General features: G+C 73.6%; 17 protein-coding genes. 8 read left to right on the forward strand and 9 right to left on the reverse strand.

The genetic code is table 11. The features are described from left to right. Positions 1–62 precede the first annotated feature (62 nt). From ACZ4VK_RS05905 to ACZ4VK_RS05915, 3 genes are all read left to right on the forward strand, one after another. Entirely contained in the window at positions 63–536 is a 474-nt protein-coding gene (locus ACZ4VK_RS05905; protein WP_468348933.1) for a Clp protease N-terminal domain-containing protein, read from the forward strand. A 41-nt stretch (positions 537–577) separates the two neighbouring features. Beyond that, positions 578–1732, forward strand: coding sequence for an EamA family transporter (locus tag ACZ4VK_RS05910; RefSeq protein WP_468348935.1), 1155 nt, complete (start codon positions 578–580; stop codon positions 1730–1732). Positions 1733–1908: 176 nt separating this feature from the next. Then, on the forward strand, positions 1909–2874 hold the full coding sequence (locus ACZ4VK_RS05915) for a DMT family transporter (protein ID WP_468348937.1): 966 nt from the start codon (positions 1909–1911) through the stop codon (positions 2872–2874). An 80-nt stretch (positions 2875–2954) separates the two neighbouring features. Here the strand turns inward: ACZ4VK_RS05915 and ACZ4VK_RS05920 are convergent, their stop codons facing one another. Beyond that, entirely contained in the window at positions 2955–3626 is a 672-nt protein-coding gene (locus ACZ4VK_RS05920; RefSeq protein ID WP_468348939.1) for a pyridoxamine 5'-phosphate oxidase family protein, read from the reverse strand. 35 nt (positions 3627–3661) lie between these two features. On the opposite strand from ACZ4VK_RS05920, the gene ACZ4VK_RS05925 reads away from it, so the two are divergent. Next, positions 3662–4996 carry an aminotransferase class I/II-fold pyridoxal phosphate-dependent enzyme gene (locus tag ACZ4VK_RS05925; RefSeq protein WP_468348941.1) on the forward strand — a complete coding sequence of 445 codons (1335 nt, stop codon included), beginning with the start codon at positions 3662–3664 and terminating at the stop codon, positions 4994–4996. Between the two features lie 305 nt (positions 4997–5301). Here ACZ4VK_RS05925 and ACZ4VK_RS05930 read toward each other — a convergent pair whose 3' ends face one another. Both ACZ4VK_RS05930 and ACZ4VK_RS05935 read right to left on the reverse strand, forming a co-directional pair. Next, complete coding sequence (locus tag ACZ4VK_RS05930) at positions 5302–5562, reverse strand: hypothetical protein (RefSeq protein ID WP_468350839.1); 261 nt, start codon at positions 5560–5562, stop codon at positions 5302–5304. Between the two features lie 17 nt (positions 5563–5579). Then, positions 5580–6569, reverse strand: a complete 990-nt coding sequence (locus tag ACZ4VK_RS05935) for a DMT family transporter (RefSeq protein WP_468348943.1) — start codon at positions 6567–6569, stop codon at positions 5580–5582. Positions 6570–6642: 73 nt separating this feature from the next. Here ACZ4VK_RS05935 and ACZ4VK_RS05940 point away from each other — a divergent pair, with 73 nt between their 5' ends. Further along, positions 6643–7545: a LysR family transcriptional regulator gene (locus ACZ4VK_RS05940; RefSeq protein WP_389682825.1), complete on the forward strand. Its 903-nt coding sequence runs from the start codon at positions 6643–6645 to the stop codon at positions 7543–7545. Between the two features lie 31 nt (positions 7546–7576). Here ACZ4VK_RS05940 and ACZ4VK_RS05945 read toward each other — a convergent pair whose 3' ends face one another. After that, positions 7577–8044 carry a pyridoxamine 5'-phosphate oxidase family protein gene (locus tag ACZ4VK_RS05945; protein ID WP_468348945.1) on the reverse strand — a complete coding sequence of 156 codons (468 nt, stop codon included), beginning with the start codon at positions 8042–8044 and terminating at the stop codon, positions 7577–7579. A 239-nt stretch (positions 8045–8283) separates the two neighbouring features. Here ACZ4VK_RS05945 and ACZ4VK_RS05950 point away from each other — a divergent pair, with 239 nt between their 5' ends. Further along, on the forward strand, positions 8284–8898 hold the full coding sequence (locus ACZ4VK_RS05950; protein WP_468348947.1) for a cysteine hydrolase family protein: 615 nt from the start codon (positions 8284–8286) through the stop codon (positions 8896–8898). Here the strand turns inward: ACZ4VK_RS05950 and ACZ4VK_RS05955 are convergent. After that, positions 8885–9295 carry a Rieske (2Fe-2S) protein gene (locus tag ACZ4VK_RS05955; RefSeq protein WP_468348949.1) on the reverse strand — a complete coding sequence of 137 codons (411 nt, stop codon included), beginning with the start codon at positions 9293–9295 and terminating at the stop codon, positions 8885–8887. The genes ACZ4VK_RS05950 and ACZ4VK_RS05955 overlap by 14 nt on opposite strands. A 346-nt stretch (positions 9296–9641) precedes the next feature. On the opposite strand from ACZ4VK_RS05955, the gene ACZ4VK_RS05960 reads away from it, so the two are divergent. Continuing rightward, the gene (locus tag ACZ4VK_RS05960) at positions 9642–10082 is read left to right on the forward strand and encodes an FxLYD domain-containing protein (protein WP_468348951.1); all 441 of its coding nucleotides are present in this window, start codon (positions 9642–9644) and stop codon (positions 10080–10082) included. 122 nt (positions 10083–10204) lie between these two features. Here ACZ4VK_RS05960 and ACZ4VK_RS05965 read toward each other — a convergent pair whose 3' ends face one another. The 4 genes from ACZ4VK_RS05965 to ACZ4VK_RS05980 all read right to left on the reverse strand — a co-directional run bounded on the left by ACZ4VK_RS05965 (position 10205) and on the right by ACZ4VK_RS05980 (position 14236). Continuing rightward, positions 10205–10963, reverse strand: coding sequence for an anti-sigma factor (locus ACZ4VK_RS05965; protein WP_468348953.1), 759 nt, complete (start codon positions 10961–10963; stop codon positions 10205–10207). Further along, positions 10950–11363, reverse strand: a complete 414-nt coding sequence (locus ACZ4VK_RS05970; RefSeq protein ID WP_468348955.1) for a sigma-70 family RNA polymerase sigma factor — start codon at positions 11361–11363, stop codon at positions 10950–10952. Before ACZ4VK_RS05970 ends, ACZ4VK_RS05965 begins: the two co-directional genes overlap by 14 nt. A gap of 35 nt (positions 11364–11398) precedes the next feature. Beyond that, positions 11399–13624: an MMPL family transporter gene (locus tag ACZ4VK_RS05975; RefSeq protein WP_468348957.1), complete on the reverse strand. Its 2226-nt coding sequence runs from the start codon at positions 13622–13624 to the stop codon at positions 11399–11401. A 120-nt stretch (positions 13625–13744) separates the two neighbouring features. Continuing rightward, the gene (locus ACZ4VK_RS05980; RefSeq protein WP_468348959.1) at positions 13745–14236 is read right to left on the reverse strand and encodes a MarR family winged helix-turn-helix transcriptional regulator; all 492 of its coding nucleotides are present in this window, start codon (positions 14234–14236) and stop codon (positions 13745–13747) included. A 140-nt stretch (positions 14237–14376) separates the two neighbouring features. Here ACZ4VK_RS05980 and ACZ4VK_RS05985 point away from each other — a divergent pair, with 140 nt between their 5' ends. Further along, positions 14377–15921 (forward strand): SDR family oxidoreductase, encoded by a 1545-nt coding sequence (locus ACZ4VK_RS05985; protein ID WP_468348960.1) that lies wholly within the window; start codon positions 14377–14379, stop codon positions 15919–15921. Positions 15922–15997 lie beyond the last annotated feature (76 nt).

Consider the following 15997-nt stretch of genomic DNA (forward strand, 5'->3'; position numbering starts at 1 on the left):
AGTCACTCCGGCAGCCCGCCGCCCCGCGCGCGGAGCTCACGCCTCTCCTGACGCCGTCCCTCATGACGGTCGTGACGGGTGCGCGCCGCAGAGCCCTCAGGGACGGGGACCGCCAGATCGACACCGCGCACCTGCTGCACTCCCTCCTGGAGTCCGACCCCGAGGCCGGCGCCGCGTTCGAGGGCGGCCACCAGCTCGCCCGGGTCCTCGGCTACCTCGTCCAGCGGTCCATCGGCTACGGCCTGCGCTGGCAGCGCTCGGTCGAGGACTCGGACGCCGGGCGCCGACTGCCCGCCGTCCGTACGGCCGAGCCCCAGGATCCCCGGGCAGCCGGCTGGTCGCCTGCCGCGGCCGCCGCGTTGGAGGAGGCCTTCCGGCGGGCCGCGGGCCGCGGTGACAGCCAGGCGCGCGGCCTCGATCTGCTGGCCGTCATCGCCGCGGATCCCGAGAGCCGGGCCGTGGAGGTGCTGCGCCGGGCGGGCGTCGACCCGGCCGCGCTGGTCGCACGGATCGGCGAGCCGTCTCAACAGGTGTAACGGGGGTTACGCGCCTGACCGAGCCCTGTCATCATGGCCCGATGCACGCGTCTCAGGGGAGAAGCGCCGGCCTGGGACTCGCCCTGGCCTCGGCCTTCGCATTCGGTGGTTCGGGAGTGGCGGCCAAGCCGCTCATCGAGGCGGGACTCGACCCGCTCCATGTGGTGTGGCTCCGGGTCGCCGGCGCCGCGCTCGTCATGCTTCCGGTGGCCTGGCGCCACCGGGACCTCCTGCGCCGCAAACCCGCTCTCCTCGTGGGCTTCGGCCTGCTCGCCGTCGCCGGTGTCCAGGCCTTCTACTTCGCCTCGATCTCCCGCATCCCCGTCGGCGTCGCCCTCCTCATCGAGTACCTCGCCCCGGCCCTCGTCCTCGGCTGGGTCCGCTTCGTCCAGCGCCGGCCCGTCACCCGCGCCGCCGCCCTCGGCGTCGTCCTCGCCGTCGGCGGCCTCGCCTGCGTCGTCCAGATCTGGTCCGGGCTCACCTTCGACCTCGTCGGTCTGCTCCTGGCGCTCGCCGCCGCGTGCTGCCAGGTCGGCTACTTCGTCCTCTCCGACCAGGGCTCCGACGAGGACGGGCAGGCCGACCCACTCGGCGTCATCGCGTACGGGCTGCTCATCGGCACGGTGGTCCTGACCGTGATCGCCCGCCCGTGGGGCATGGACTGGGCGCTCCTCGGCGGCAGCGCCGACATGGACGGCAGCGACGTGCCCGCGTGGCTGCTGCTCGGGTGGATCGTGCTGATCGCCACCGTGCTCGCCTACGTCACCGGCGTCGTCTCGGTACGCCGACTCTCCCCGCAGGTCGCGGGCGTCGTGGCCTGCCTTGAGGCCGTCATCGCGACCGTCCTCGCCTGGGTGCTGCTCGGCGAGCACCTCGACCCGCCGCAGATCATCGGTGGCGCGGTGGTGCTGATCGGTGCCTTCATCGCTCAGTCCTCGACGCCGAAGGCGTCCGCGGCCGACCCTGTGGCGGGTGGGTCCCATGTGGCTGATGGCTCCGGTGGGGGCGGAGCGGACGGTGGTTCTGGTGGGGATGCGGCCGGTGGCTCCGGTGGCTCCGGTGCGGTCGGGGCCGCCGGTGGTTCTGGTGGCTCCGGTGCGGTCGGGGCCGCCGGTGGTTCTGGTGGGGATGTGGCTGGTGGTTCCGGGGATGCCGGGCGGGGGCCGGAGTTGGCCGCCGGGCGGACGGCGCCGTAGGGTGCCGCTCATGCATTCGACCGTCCTTCCGCCTCCCGCCGCCTAGCGCGCGCGGAGACTCTCCTCGACGAAGACCGGGCTCGGCCGGGCGACTCCTCGCCCCCGAGCGGTTCGTCGCTGCCCGCGCGCGGAGCCGAGCGACCACCTTTCCCTCCTGTCTTCCACGGAGAAGTCACGTGTCGAACTCATCGGAATCCGCCCTGTCCGTCGGGCGGAGCCTCCTCTATCTGATCGTCGCCGGGATCGCCTGGGGCACGGCCGGCGCCGCCGCCTCGCTGATCTTCCGCATCAGCGACATGGGCCCCCTCGCCCTCTCCTTCTGGCGCTGCGTCGGCGGCCTCGTCCTGCTGCTCGGCGCACTGGCCCTGCGGTCCCGGCGCGCCGCCGCCCCGACGACCGTGGAACCGCGCCGCCGGCGGACCCTCCGCATCCTCGGTACCGGGATCGGCCTCACCGTCTTCCAGAGCGCCTACTTCGCCGCCGTCCAGGCCACCGGGCTCGCGGTCGGGACCGTCGTCACCCTGGGCGCCGGACCCGTGCTCATCGCGGTCGGCGCCCGGCTCACCATGGGCGAACGCCTCGGCCGCGGCGGCGTCACCGCCGTCATCGGGGCGCTCGCCGGGCTCGTCGTCCTCGTCCTGGGCGGCGGGTCCACGGAGGTACGTCCGCTGGGCGTCGTCCTCGCGGTCGTCTCGGCGGCCGGATACGCGGCCATCACGCTGCTCACCCGACGGCTGGGCCGTGGCGGTGGCCGTACGGACGCCCTGGCCACCACCACCTGGGCCTTTGCGATCGGCGCGGTCGGGCTGCTGCCCGTGGCGCTCGCCGAGGGACTCGTACCGCACACCGACGCGCCCATGAGCGTGCTCCTTCTCGTCGTGTACGTGGCGGCCGTACCGACCGCGCTCGCGTACGCGCTGTACTTCGCGGGCGCGGCGGTCGTCCGGGCCGCCACCGTCTCCGTGATCATGCTCCTCGAGCCGGTGAGCGCGGCCGTGATCGCCGTCTCGCTGCTCGGTGAGCGGCTGACCGCGGCCATCGTGTTCGGCACGCTGCTGTTGCTCGCGGCCGTCACGGGCCTGGCCTGCTCCGAGGCGCGGACGGCGGCGGCCGAACGGAGGCGGGAGGCTGTGGCCGTGTAGGCGGCTTCAGGGCCGGGCGGGCTGTCTTCCCCGCCCGGCCCACCCCTCTCCTCCGTTTTCTCAGATCTGCTCAGATCTGCTCAGAGCGCGGTCAGGTAGTCCGGCAGGGCGACCGTCGGGTCGAGGTCGTCGGCCGGGACCGGTGTGCCGTGGGCCGGGCCCACCGGGACGACGCCGGACCAGTGGGGGAGCGCCCGGTCCTCGGGGTCGTCGTTCGGGCCGCCCGTGCGGACCTTCGCCGAGACCTCGTCCAGGTCGAGCCGGATCACCGCCGTGGCGGCGAGCTCCTTGGCATTCGCGGGACGCGAGTCGGCGGAGCGACCCGGGACGACGTGGTCGACGAGCGCGTCGAGAGCCATACGGAGCTCCTCCGCGTCGGTGACCTGGTGGGCGGTGCCGTGCACCACGACCGAGCGGTAGTTGAGGGAATGGTGGAAAGCGGAGCGCGCGAGGACGAGGCCGTCGACATGGGTCACCGTCAGGCACACGGGAAGTCCGGGGGCCGCCACGCCGTCGCCGGTGGCGCGCAGCGGCCGCGAGCCGGTGGAGCCGTGCACGTAGAGGCGTTCGCCGACGCGGGCGAAGAGCGTCGGCAGGACGACCGGGGCGCCGTCGCGGACGAAACCGAGATGGCAGACGTACGCCTCGTCGAGTATCGAGTGGACCAGTGCCTTGTCGTACGAGGCGCGTTCCCGGGAGCGGGTGGGCACGGTCCGGTCGGTCCTCGTGTACGTGTCGGCGGCGGTGCTCATTGCGTACTCCATTGCACTAGTGCATACTTGTGTTTGTGCTAGGAGATTATCGGATCGAAGGTCGTCGCGCATCGGACATTGCCGCGAGCGTGGAGCGAGGGGTGGGCGACGGGGCTCTTCCGCCCGGTCAACTCCTCCCACCCATGCGTGAGTTGGCCGCCACGCTCGGCGTGAACCCCAACACCGTCGCCGCCGCCTACCGCACCCTCCGCGAGCGCGGAGTCATCGAGACCGACGGGCGGCGCGGCAGCCGGGTGCGGTCGCGCCCCGCCACGACCGCGCGCGGTTCGATCCGGGTCGAGGCCCCCGAGGGCGTCCGCGACGTGAGCAACGGCAGCCCCGATCCCGCCCTGCTGCCACCCCTCGGCGAGGCCTTCGCCGAGGTCGCCCGGCGGTACTCCGAACAGCCCGGAATGTACGGCGAGGCCCCCCTCGACGACGAGTTCGCGCGGCTCGCGCGCGCCGCCTTCGACGCGGACGGCGTGCCGGACGGGCCCGTCGGCGTGGCCTCGGGCTCCCTCGACGCCATCGAGCGCGTGCTCGCCGTCCACCTCAGGCCGGGCGACGCCGTCGCCGTCGAGGACCCCGGCTGGGGCAGCCTCCTCGACCTGGTCCCCGCGCTCGGGCTCCGGCCCGTCCCCATGGCCGTCGACGACGAGGGGCCGCTGCCGGAGGAGGTCGAACGCGCCATCCGGCGCGACGGGGCGCGGGCGGTGATCGTGACCGACCGGGCGCAGAACCCGACCGGGGCGTGTGTCACCGAAGGCCGGGCGCGGGAACTCCGACGGGTCCTCGCCGGGCATCCCGGCGTGCTGCTCGTCGAGGACGACCACGGGCACGGCATCGTCGCGCAGCCGCTCCATCCGTTGGTGAGGGGCTCCGGGCACTGGGTGCTTGTCCGTTCCGTCGCCAAGGCGTACGGGCCCGATCTGCGGATCGCCGCGTTCACCGGTGACGCCGAGACCGTCGACCGGGTCCTCGGGCGGCAGCGGCTCGGCCCCGGCTGGGTCAGCCGTCTCCTCCAGCAGACCGTCGCGCACCTCTGGGCCACGGAGGCGGTGGACCCGGCGGTCGTCGCGCGCTCGTACGGGAAGCGGCGCGACGGACTCGTGAGGGCGCTGGCCCGGCGGGGCGTGTCCGCCCACGGGCGGGCCGGCATGAACGTATGGGTTCCGGTCGCCGACGAGACGGGGGCGGTGGCGCGGCTGCTCGCCGCGGGGTGGGCGGTGGCGCCGGGGGCGCGCTTCCGGATGCAGACGGGGCCGGCCGTCCGGCTCACCGTCTCGGGGCTCGACTTGGGGGATGTGGAGCCGCTGGCGGATGCGGTGGCGGGGGCGGCGGGGGTGGCGGTGGCGGGGAGCTTCGGGTAGGGGCGGGGGGTGTTGAGGGGTGGCTGTCTGTGGGGCGGGTGGGCGGTGCCTGGACGGGCGGGGCGGGGTGAGGTGCCCGCCGTCTCCGTGCGGGCAACCGCCCGCGCCTGTCGCCCCCCGTGGTGAGCACCCGCCCGCACCCGCCCCCCGTGTGAGCTGGGCCCGCGCTCCCGCCCACCCGCCGTGTGGGCAATCGTCCCGCAGGGCGGGACGGGTGGGCACACGGGACGGCGCCCTTTGGCGGGCGCCTCCGCCCCTTGTGCCTGGACCCGCACCACCAGTCGCGGCGCACAACGGGTGCGGGTTCAGGCGCGGAAGCCTAGGCCCGGCAGGGGGCGCCGTTCCGTTGTGCCCACCCGTTCCGCCCCAGCGGAACGATTGCCCACAACGGGGGTGGGCGGCGGCGGCACGGTGAGGGTGCCCTCGTGGGCGGTGACGAAGACGACGAGCGGCGGCCGGGCGAAGCCGGCGAGCAGCCGGGCGAAGCCGGCGAGCAGCCGGGCGACGTCGAGCCCGGTGAGGCCGGCGAGCAGCCGGGCGACGTCGAGCCCGGTGAGGCCGGGCATGTGGATGTCGAGGGGAGTTAAGTTCGGCAGGGGGTGGGGGTTTTGGGGGTGGTGGGACGGGTTGCTCGGGTTCGGGGGGAGGGGCGGGTTTGGGTGAGGGCTGCGCCTGCCAGGACTATCGCGGCGCCCACCGGCGTGTTCCAGCTGAGGTGTTCGTTCAGGAGCGCCACTCCCGCCGCCGTCGCGATGACCGGGATGAAGTACGTGACCATGGCGGCCGTCGTCGGGCCGACCTCCGCGACCACGCCGTACTGGAGCAGCATCGCGTACCCCGTACCGAGCGCGCCGAGCGCGATCACGGCGAGCAGCGGTACCAGCTCCACCGACTCCGGCATCGAGGTGAACAGGGGTGTGACCACGGCCAGCTGCAGGGTCGCGAGGCCCACCTGGGATCCGGCGAGCGAGAGGTTCGATGCGCCGGTGCCGGTCAGTGTCCTGCGGACGTAGATCCACCCGACCGCGTAGCTGAAGGAGGCGAGGAGGGCCAGCGCGGTGCCCGTCACGTCGAGTCCCGAGAAGCCCTGCCACGCGCCGAGGACGGTGAGCACCCCGACGAAGCCGATGCCCAGACCGGCGGCGCGGACCCGGCTCGGGCGGTCCTCGGACAGCGCGACGAGGGAGAGCAGCATGCCCCACAGCGGTGTCGTCGCGTTGCAGATCCCCGCCAGGGTCGACGGGATCGTCAGCTCCGCGTACGCGAAGAGGGAGAACGGCAGCGCGTTCAGGAGGAACGCCGCCACCGTCAGATGACCCCAGACGCGGGCACCGCGCGGCAGCCGGTCGCGCTTCACCACCAGGGCGACGGCGAGCACCGCTGTACCGAACAGGAGCCGCCCGAAGGTGACCTGGAACGGCGCGAAGCCCTCCGTACCGACTTTGATCAAGAGGAAACTGAAGCCCCAGATCAGGGCCAGGACACCGAACCGGACCCGCCAGTCGAGCATCCGCCGGGCGGTGGGGGAGGGAGGGATGGAGGTGGTTGCGGAAGGCGGGGCTGCGGGGCTCATGCACTCAGGGTGAGGGCACCGATCTCGTAGGACAAGCGAGAATTCCTCGACCCCTTCCCTTAGTATCGCTTACATGTTGAACCTGGAGCGCCTCCGTACCCTCGACGCCGTAGCCCGGCACGGCTCGGTCAGCGGCGCGGCCGACGGGCTGCACGTCACCACGTCGGCCGTCTCCCAGCAGCTCTCCAAGCTGGAGCGCGAGGTGGGCCAGCAGCTGCTCGCCAAGAACGGCCGGGGCGTGCGGCTCACCGACGCCGGGCTGCTGCTCGCCGAGCACGCGGCCCGGATCCTCTCCCAGGTCCAGCTCGCCCAGGCCGACATCGAGGCCCAGCGCGGGCAGGTCGTCGGCGAGGTCCGGGCCGCGGCCTTCCCGACGGCGGCCCGAGGGCTCTTCCCCGCCGCGCTCGCCGCCCTGCGCGAGGGCCACCCCGACCTCCGGGTCCGTACGACGGAGCTGGAGCCCGAGCAGGGTGTGCGCGCGGTGCTGCGGGGTGACGCGGACCTCGCGATCGTCCTGGACTGGAGCAACAAGCGGGCCCCCGTGCCGGGCGGCCTGGAGCGTGCCCACCTCCTCGACGACACCGCCGACGTCGCCCTGCCCGCCGGCCACCCGCTCGCCGGGCGCGAGGCTGCGGACCTGGTGGACTTCGCCGACGAGGAGTGGGTGTCCTGGCCCGAGGGCGAGTTCTGCCACGACTGGCTGATGTTCACCCTCCGCTCCCAGGGCATCGAGCCGCGCATCGGGCACCTCGCGGGGGAGCACCACACACAGCTGGCGCTCGTCGCGGCGGGACTCGGGGTGTGCGTGACCCCCCGGCTCGGCCGCCCGGTGCCGGACGGTGTCGTGTTCGTGCCCGTACGGCAGCAGGTGCGGCGCCACATCTACGCCACCTGGCGCGCCGACGCGGGGCGCCGCCCCTCCGTGCGCGCGGTTGTCGGCGCGCTGCGGGCTGCGGCCGAGCCGCTGTCGAGCTGAGCCCCCGCAGCGCCTCTCGGCGGACGGCCCGTCAGGCGCCGCCGAGCTTGCGGAAGTCCCAGGAGGCGACGGCGTCCGGTGTCAGGCGCATCCAGGCGTGCCGGCCGTCGTGCGGCATCGCGTCGAGTCCGAAGTTCTTCGCCGCGAACAGCTGCTCCGGCACGTCGAGTTCGGGGCACGGCTCGCCGGTGCGCGGGGCCTCGCCGACGAAGGTGACGGTGCCGGACAGCTCGGCGCCGCGCAGTTCGCCGTACTCCTCGCCGTCGTCCACCACGACGGCGATCCTCGGGTCGGCACCCAGCTCGGCCCAGCGGCGGCTGCGCGTCAGCGAGTACAGCCACAGCGATGAGCCGTCCCACGCGAACCAGAGCGCGCTGACGTGCGGGCGGCCGTCGGCGGACACGGTCGCGACCCGGCAGGTGCGCTGTTCGGCGAGGAAGGAGTCGAGCTCGGCCGGGGTCATCATGATCCGGCGTCCACGGCGCTGTGCGACGGTCATCGTCCGTACCCCCTTCTGGATTTCTGATGGGACGTCAGAAAGCATGGGGGTCCGTCCGCGCAAGGGCAAGGGGAGGAAGGGTCATGGGGCTGAGGCAGTCGGGGCAGGAGCAGGGGGAAGGCCGAGCGCACGGGCAAGGGGAAGGGCAGGGGAGAGGCCGAACGCAAGCGCAGCCGCACGCGCAAGGGCGGGTTTCGCGGGAGCGGCTCGGGGAGCGGATCCGGCCCGACGGCGGCGTCGTGCTGCTCACCGTCGAGTGCCAGCAGGGCGTCGTCGGACCGGACAGCGCGCTGCCCGAACTGGCCGCCGCCGCCCGTGCGTCGGGGGCCCTGCGGAACGTCGCCCGGCTCGTGGCCGCCGCGCACGAGGCGGACGTCCAGGTGATCCACGCCGTCGCCGAACGGCGTCCCGACGGGCGGGGCGCCAACAGCAACGCCCGGCTGTTCCGGGCCGCCGCGCGGCTGCCCGTGCAGCAGCACAGCGGCAGCACGGCCGTACGGATCGCCGAACCCATCCAGGTCGCCGACGAGGACCTCGTCGTACGGCGCCTGCACGGGCTCTCACCGCTTGCCGGTACCGATGTGGGTCCGCTGCTCCGCAACCTCGGCTGCCGGACGCTGATCGTGACCGGCGTCTCCGCCAACGTGGCCGTGCCCAACGCGGTCTTCGACGCCGTGAATCTCGGCTTCACGGTGGTCGTCCCCGCCGACGCCATCGCGGGGGTGCCGGCCGACTACACCCCCGCGATGATCCGTCACACCCTCGCGCTGGTCGCCACGATCACCACGACCGACGAGGTCCTGGGGTGCTGGAAGCTCCCGAGGCGTTCCGGGGCCGCCGTCAGCCGAGGCTGATCTCGTCACCCACCACCTGGATCGGCGTCGGCGGCAGGGGTGCGGTGGCCGGGCCGGACTTCACGCTGCCGTCCGACATGTCGAAGTGGCTCTGGTGGCAGGGGCAGACGATGGCCCCGTCCTTGACGCTGCTCACGGCGCAGCCCGCGTGCGTGCACTTGGAGGAGAAGGCCTTGAACTCGCCTGCCTTCGGTTGGGTGATCACCATGCCCTGATCGGCGAGCACCTTCCCGCCGCCCACCGGGATGTCCCCGGTCCGCGCCAGCGTGGCGCCCTCCGCGCCCTCCCGCACCTCGCCCTTGTCGCTGCTGCCCCCGCCCCCGCAGGCGGTGAGCGCCGCCGCCAGGCCGGCGCCCCCCGCCGCCGCGACCACCGTCCGGCGTGCCACTCCGCTCATGTGCTGCCCCTCTTCCCTCGTGTACGGGTGTCCGGCATCCGACGCTACGGCTGTGAGCTGTGTTCCGTTCACAGGAATGGAACTCCGAGCGCCTTGTTTCTCTGAGCAGAGTGTCGGACACCCTTCGACGAAAGCGTCCGACCTCGGTCTCACCGGTGTCGGAAGGCAGTGTCGGAAGGCAGGTGCCGGACGGCTGGTGTTCACGGGGCATTCGCCTGTCCGGGCCGGTCCGGATGCAGCCAGGCGATTCACGGCGGACGCTGTGCTCATGTCGCAACAATCGCCTCCACCAGGGTGGGGCCAGCCGTCTGGTCAGGGAGGGCAGCTTCCGCCTCGCAAGAGGAGCATGGGAAAGATCATCGGACTCTCGTGCCTCGGCCTGATCCTTCTGGCCGTCGTACTGGTCGTGGCCCTCATGGCCGTCGTCGGCGACGACGACGAGCCGGACAGGACTCCGAGCAGTCCCGCCCCGCGGTCAGCGGAACGTGAGCGGCCGGAGGACGAGAGCGGCGCTCGCGGGGATGTCCGGATTGAAGCATGTGAGGTTGATCCGGCGACGAAATGGCCGAGTGCGAAACTGCTGATCACCAATCGGTCGAGCAAAGCCAGCAACTACATCGTGGAAGTCGAGTTCGTCGATGCGTCCAACAAGCGAGTCGGCGAGGCGCTTGCATCGTCGAACGGGGTGGCGCCCGGGCAACGGTCGGAAGTGACGGCGCAGGGTCTGACTCAGGTGTCGGCCAAGATCACGTGCCGCGTCACGGACGTCACCCGATTCGCCTCGTGACGGCACCTGCCCCCTGACGGGGTGGCTGATCGCCATCCCGTCAGGCCGGTGTTTCCACGGCCGGCCGGTCGGGTCTGCCGACATCTCTCTCCCGTCGACGTCGCCGTTCTGGGGCGGGGAGGTCATGCCTTCGGCATCGGCATGGTGGCGACCGGTGCCGAGGTCGGGCGGGGGGAGCCGCCCTCGGGCTCCACGGTGATCCCGATCCCGGCGGACCGGTTCGCCGGCCCCTCCAGGAGCGTCGTCGAGGACGTCGTGTCCGAGGTGATGAGGCCGGCCGGCCTCATCGTCCCCGCGTCGTCGTACCAGAGCTGGTAGACCTTGCCGGCCGGCGGGGCGGGCATCCCGGCCGCCGCGAACACCGCCCGGTCCAGGGACGGGGCATGGACCAGCGTCCCCGCGGCGCCGTCCGCGAGGCGCGCCGTGGAGACCCGGGCGTCGGGCGCCGCGAGCACCGCGGCGACGGCCGTCGCGCTCGCCTCGGCCCGGGCCGCCCGCCGGTCGGCCTCCTCGGCCCGCTGGTACTGCACGCCCGCGAGACCGGCGAGCGTCACCGCACCGGCGAGGGAGGCGGCAAGAGCCCAGTGGGGCAGCCGGTGCAGACCCCGGCCCCATGCGTACGAACGGCCTGACGTCCCGGTCACCGGCGGCAGTTGACGTACGCCCGCGATCTGGCGCAGCACCTCGGTACGCAGCTCCGTAGCGACGGGCTCCGCGACCGCGAGGCCGAGGCGCGCCGCCGTCTCCGACAGCTCCCGGACCTCGTGGGCGCACGTGGCACAGTCCGCGAGGTGCCGCTCGACCTCCTCCCGCTCCTGGTCCGTGTCCAGCGCGTCGAGGACGTACGCGCCGGTGAGCGTGTGCAGGTCACCGCCGGTCATGCCGCCACCCCAGGCAGTCGCGGAGCCTGATGAGACCGTCGCGCATCCGGGTCTTCACGGTCCCCAGCGGCAGCGAGAGCAGCTCGGCGACCTCGCGGTAGGTCAGCCCCCGGTAGTAGGCGAGGGTGACGGACTGCCGCTGGCGTTCGGTGAGGCCGCGGAGACAGCGCCGTACCCGCTCGTGGTCCAGACGGTTCTCCACCTCCTCGGCCACCTCCTCGGACTGCGCGGGATTCCGCACCACGGCGCGGACCACGCCGAGGACGGGCCCGGAGACCCGGTCGAAGACGGACTCGAAGGCCTCCTGGTCCCCTTGGGCGACTTGGACCATCAGCTCGGGCAGACCGTCGCCGCCCCGGTCCGGGGCCGGACCTCCGCCGACGCGTGCGTGCTCTCTCACCGGATGTGTCCTCCCGCGTGTGCTCGGATGCGCTGTTACTTCGGAGCGGCGACGCCGACGGATTGGCCGGTCCGCTCACCGCCCCCGGGACGGCGGCTCAGCGCGCCGGGCCACCACGCCACCGGGCCGAGGTCCCGGACGAGGGCGGGGACGAGGAGCGAGCGGACCACCAGGGTGTCGAGCAGGACGCCGAAGGCGACGATGAAGGCGATCTGCACGAGGAAGGCCAGCGGGATCACGCCGAGCGCGGCGAAGGTCGCGGCGAGCACCACGCCCGCCGAGGTGATCACCCCGCCGGTGGCGGTCAGACCGGTACGGACTCCCTCCCGCACACCGTGACGCAGCGACTCCTCACGGACCCGTGACATCAGGAAGATGTTGTAGTCGACCCCGAGCGCCACGAGAAAGACGAAGCCGTACAGCGGTACGGAGGCGTCCGTGCCGGTGAAGCCGAGGACGTGCTCGAACACGAGCGCCGACACGCCCAGGGTGGCGGCGAAGTTGAGGGCCACGGTGGCGACGAGCAGCAGCGGCAGCACAAGCGAGCGCAGCAGCGCCACCAGGATCACCAGGATGATCGCCAGGACCACGGGGACGATGAGCGTCCGGTCCCTGGCCGCCGTGCGCTGCGTGTCGTACTGCTGGGCGGTGGAGCCGCCGACCAGGGCGTGCGCCTCAGGGACCGCGTGGACGGCGGTACGGAGCCGGGCGAGGGTCTCCCGCGCCGCGTCGCTGTCGGCGGCGGCGGTGAGGGTGGCGTCTACACGGACCCTGCTGTCGGCCAGGAGCGGTGCGGCGGGGGCGGCGTGGCGGCCCGAGGCGTCGACCGGGAACGCCGAGTCGACGCCGTCCACGGCCTCGGCGGCGGCGACCACCTTCGCGACCGCACCGGCGTCCGTGATGATCACCGCGGGGTTCCCGGCGCCGCCGGGGAAGTGGCGGCCGAGGGTCTCCTGCGCGGACACGGACGGCGCGTCGTGCACGAAGATCTCGTCGAACGGCACACCCCGCGAGTTCAGGGCGGGCGCGAAGGCCGCGCAGGCCAGGAGCCCGGCGAGGGTGACCGCCCACACCGTGCGGGGCGCCCGGTCGACCAGGGCGGCGATCCGCTGCCAGACGGCATTGCCACCGGACGGTGCGCCCCCGGACCGGCCGCCGGGGCCGCCGGACCGGGCCCCGGTGGTGCCGGTCCCGGTGGTGCCGGTGCCGTCGGGGCCAGTGCTGTCGGGGGCGGTCCTCGGGTGCGCCGGCCAGTACGCGGCGCGGCCCGTGAGGACCAGGGCCGCCGGCAGGAAGGTCAGCGCGCTGAGGGCCGCGCAGGCGATGCCGATGGCGCCGACGGGTCCGAGCGCCCGGTTGTTGGACAGGTCGCTGACGAGCAGGGCGAGCAGGCCGAGGGCGACGGTCGCGGCACTGGCGACGATCGGTTCGAAGGAGCGGCGCAGGGCCCGGCTCATGGCGGCGTAGCGGTCCGCGCCGGGGGCCGAGAGTTCCTCGCGGTACCGGGCGGCCAGGAGCAGGGCGTAGTCGGTCGCGGCGCCGATGACCAGGATGGACAGGATGCCCTGTACCTGGCCGTCGACCCTGAGCACACCGGCGTCGGCGAGCACGTACACGACGGCGCAGGCGAGGCCGAGGGCGAAGACCGCCCCCAGGATGATCATCAGGGGCAGCAGGACGCTGCGGTAGACGGCCAGCAGGATGAGCAGCACCGCCATCAGGGCGACGCCGAGCAGCAGTCCGTCGATGCCGGAGAACGCGCCGGAGAGATCGGCCTGGGTGGCGGCGGGGCCGGCGACCTGGACGGTCGTCCCGGGGACCGTGGCCGCCGCCTTCCGGATGGTGTCGAGCGTCGCCGACAGGGCGTCGCCGAGATCCGGCCGCAGGGCGACGACGGAGCGCAGTGCCTTGCCGTCCTCGGAGAGCAGTGCGGGCGAGGGCGGCCCCGCGATGCCCTCGCGTCCGGTGAGTGCGGTGAGGGCCTCGGTCGCGGGCCCCGTCGAACCGGCGGCCACCGGTCCGCCGTCCCGCGCGGTCCACACCACGATCGCGGGCACGGTCTCGGACCGGCGGGACGCCTTCTGTTCCTCGATGACCCGGGTGGACTCGGCGCTGCGCGGCAGGAAGGCCGCCTGGTCGTTGGTGGCGACCTCGCCCAGGCGCCCGGCGAAGGGGCCGAGCCCGGCGCCCACGGCGAGCCAGGCGATGAGGAGGGCCAGGGGTAGCAGGAGACGGGTCCTGCGGACGGCGCTGGGTGGCATCGGGGCTCCGAAGTATATCTCTACCATTAACAATCTCAATGATTGAGAGACTTTTTACCATGCGTGTGTCTCGGCTCTCGGCACCCCTTCGGTCGCAGTCCCCCGGACGGATGCACCGCCTCAGCGGCGCGGCACGCGCAGAGCCCCCAGCTCGTCGTTCAGCGCGGTCAGGAAACGCAGGGCCGCCGAGAGCTCGGCCGGCTCGAACCGCTCCCGTGCCCGCTCCGCCGCCTCCGCAAGCGGCATGAAGTACCGCCGGGCCACCGCCCTCGCCCCGTCCTCGTAGCGGACATGCACCACACGGCGGTCGGCGCTCTCCCGGGTCCTGCGGATGTGTCCCGCCTTCTCGAGGCGGTCGAGACAGGCCGTGACCGCGCCCGACGTGAGCCCGAGGTGTTCGCGCAACCGCCCCGGCGTCAACGGCTCCGGGCTGTCCAGGACCACGGCCAGCGCCTGCACGTCCGTGGGATGCAGCCCCTGCGCCTGTGCGAATCCGTGCACCAGGCGGTTGATCTCGCCCTGCGTCCGCCGCAGCGCGACGGCGAAGGTCTGCAGGTCACCCGCAGGGCCCTCGGGGGCGGCGGGAGCGTCTCGTTCATCTCGGCGGGCCACGCGGTCAGCCTATAGACAACGCTCCCACGCATCCGCCCGAGCCACGGGCGGGAAGCATGGCAGGGGAACCCCACACGGGTCCCCGCACGTCCTCGCCCTCCCCGCGGGCCCTCGCAGCCCCCGCACGGAACGGAGCTACCATGACGACGCACCCCCGGGCCGCGCCCGGCCGACCGCTCTCCCTGGTGACCGGCGCCGGCGGCTACATCGGCGGCCGCCTCGTCCCCGAGCTGCTCGACGCCGGTCACCGCGTGCGCTGTCTCGCCCGCACCCCGGCCAACCTCCGGGACCACCCCTGGGCGGACCGGGTCGAGGTGGTACGCGGGGACGTCACCGACCCGGCGGGTCTGAGGCCCGCCTTCCGTGACGTGGAGGTGGCCTACTACCTGGTGCACTCCATGGGATCCGGCCACGACTTCGAGGAGACCGACCGGCGCGCCGCCCGCACCTTCGCCGAGGAGGCCCGCGCCGCCGGGGTGCGCCGCATCGTCTACCTGGGCGGACTCACCCCGGCGGACGTACCCGAGCGGGAACTCTCCCCGCACCTGCGGTCGCGGGCCGAAGTCGGCCGGATCCTGCTCGACTCCGGCGTCCCCACCACCGTGCTGCGGGCCGCCGTCGTCATCGGCTCCGGCTCCGCCTCCTTCGAGATGCTGCGGTACCTCACCGAGCGGCTCCCCGTGATGGTCACGCCGAAATGGGTCGGCTCCCGCGTCCAGCCCATCGCCGTGCGCGACGTCCTGCGCTACCTCGTCGGAAGCGCCTCCATGCCGGAGGACGTCAACCGGGGCTTCGACATCGGCGGCCCGGACATCCTCACGTACCACGACATGATGATCCGTTATGCGAAGGTCGCGGGACTGCGCCGACGCCTCATCCTGCCCGTCCCGATGCTCACCCCCGGCCTGTCCAGCCAGTGGATCGGCCTCGTGACGCCGGTGCCGGCCTCCCTGGCCCGTCCGCTCGCCGAGTCGCTGCGGTACGAGGTGGTGTGCGCCGAGCACGACATCGCCGAGTACGTCCCCGACCCGCCGGGCGCCCCCATCCCCTTCGGCGACGCCCTCGCCCTGGCCCTCCGACGCGTCCAGGAGGCCCGGGTGACGACCCGCTGGAGCTCCGCCTCGTTCGCCGGAGCACCCAGCGACCCCCTGCCCACCGACCCCGACTGGGCGGGCGGCAGCCTCTACACCGACGAACGCGAACGAACCGTCGACGCCGGACGACAGGCCCTCTGGCGGGTTGTCGAGGGGATCGGCGGGGAGAACGGCTGGTACTCCTTCCCGCTGGCCTGGGCCGTGCGCGGCTGGTTCGACCGGCTCGCCGGAGGGGCGGGGCTGCGCCGGGGCCGGCGCGACGCCCAGCGGCTGCGGGTCGGCGACGCGCTCGACTTCTGGCGGGTCGAGGAGATCGAACCCGGGACGCTGCTGCGGCTGCGCGCCGAGATGCGGCTGCCGGGGCTCGCGTGGCTGGAGATGCGGGCCGAGCGGGACGACGAGGGGCGGACCGTGTACCGGCAGCGCGCACTCTTCCACCCGCGCGGGCTCGCGGGGCAGCTCTACTGGTGGAGCGTGGCGCCGTTCCACGCCGTCGTCTTCGGCGGCATGGCGAGGAACATCGCCCGGACGGCGGAGCGGGTCGAGGCGGGCGGCGCGGCCGGCGGGGGGCGGGGCGGGTTCCACGGGTGAGGCGACCGAGGCGGGCGCGGCGGGCCCCTCCGGGGATGGGGACACCGGGCCGTACGGCCCGTTCGCCTACCGTGCC

This window comes from Streptomyces sp. NPDC028711, from assembly GCF_055565415.1.

Bases quoted from the DNA above. Each gene is read 5' to 3' on its own strand.
- ACZ4VK_RS05935 (WP_468348943.1), bottom strand. From the start codon at position 6,569: ATGAGCCCCGCAGCCCCGCCTTCCGCAACCACCTCCATCCCTCCCTCC.
- ACZ4VK_RS05945 (WP_468348945.1), bottom strand. From the start codon at position 8,044: ATGACCGTCGCACAGCGCCGTGGACGCCGGATCATGATGACCCCGGCC.
- ACZ4VK_RS05920 (WP_468348939.1), bottom strand. From the start codon at position 3,626: ATGAGCACCGCCGCCGACACGTACACGAGGACCGACCGGACCGTGCCC.
- ACZ4VK_RS05910 (WP_468348935.1), top strand. From the start codon at position 578: ATGCACGCGTCTCAGGGGAGAAGCGCCGGCCTGGGACTCGCCCTGGCC.
- ACZ4VK_RS05940 (WP_389682825.1), top strand. From the start codon at position 6,643: ATGTTGAACCTGGAGCGCCTCCGTACCCTCGACGCCGTAGCCCGGCAC.
- ACZ4VK_RS05965 (WP_468348953.1), bottom strand. From the start codon at position 10,963: ATGACCGGCGGTGACCTGCACACGCTCACCGGCGCGTACGTCCTCGAC.
- ACZ4VK_RS05960 (WP_468348951.1), top strand. From the start codon at position 9,642: ATGGGAAAGATCATCGGACTCTCGTGCCTCGGCCTGATCCTTCTGGCC.
- ACZ4VK_RS05955 (WP_468348949.1), bottom strand. From the start codon at position 9,295: ATGAGCGGAGTGGCACGCCGGACGGTGGTCGCGGCGGCGGGGGGCGCC.
- ACZ4VK_RS05905 (WP_468348933.1), top strand. From the start codon at position 63: ATGACGGTCGTGACGGGTGCGCGCCGCAGAGCCCTCAGGGACGGGGAC.
- ACZ4VK_RS05930 (WP_468350839.1), bottom strand. From the start codon at position 5,562: ATGCCCGGCCTCACCGGGCTCGACGTCGCCCGGCTGCTCGCCGGCCTC.
- ACZ4VK_RS05975 (WP_468348957.1), bottom strand. From the start codon at position 13,624: ATGCCACCCAGCGCCGTCCGCAGGACCCGTCTCCTGCTACCCCTGGCC.
- ACZ4VK_RS05985 (WP_468348960.1), top strand. From the start codon at position 14,377: ATGACGACGCACCCCCGGGCCGCGCCCGGCCGACCGCTCTCCCTGGTG.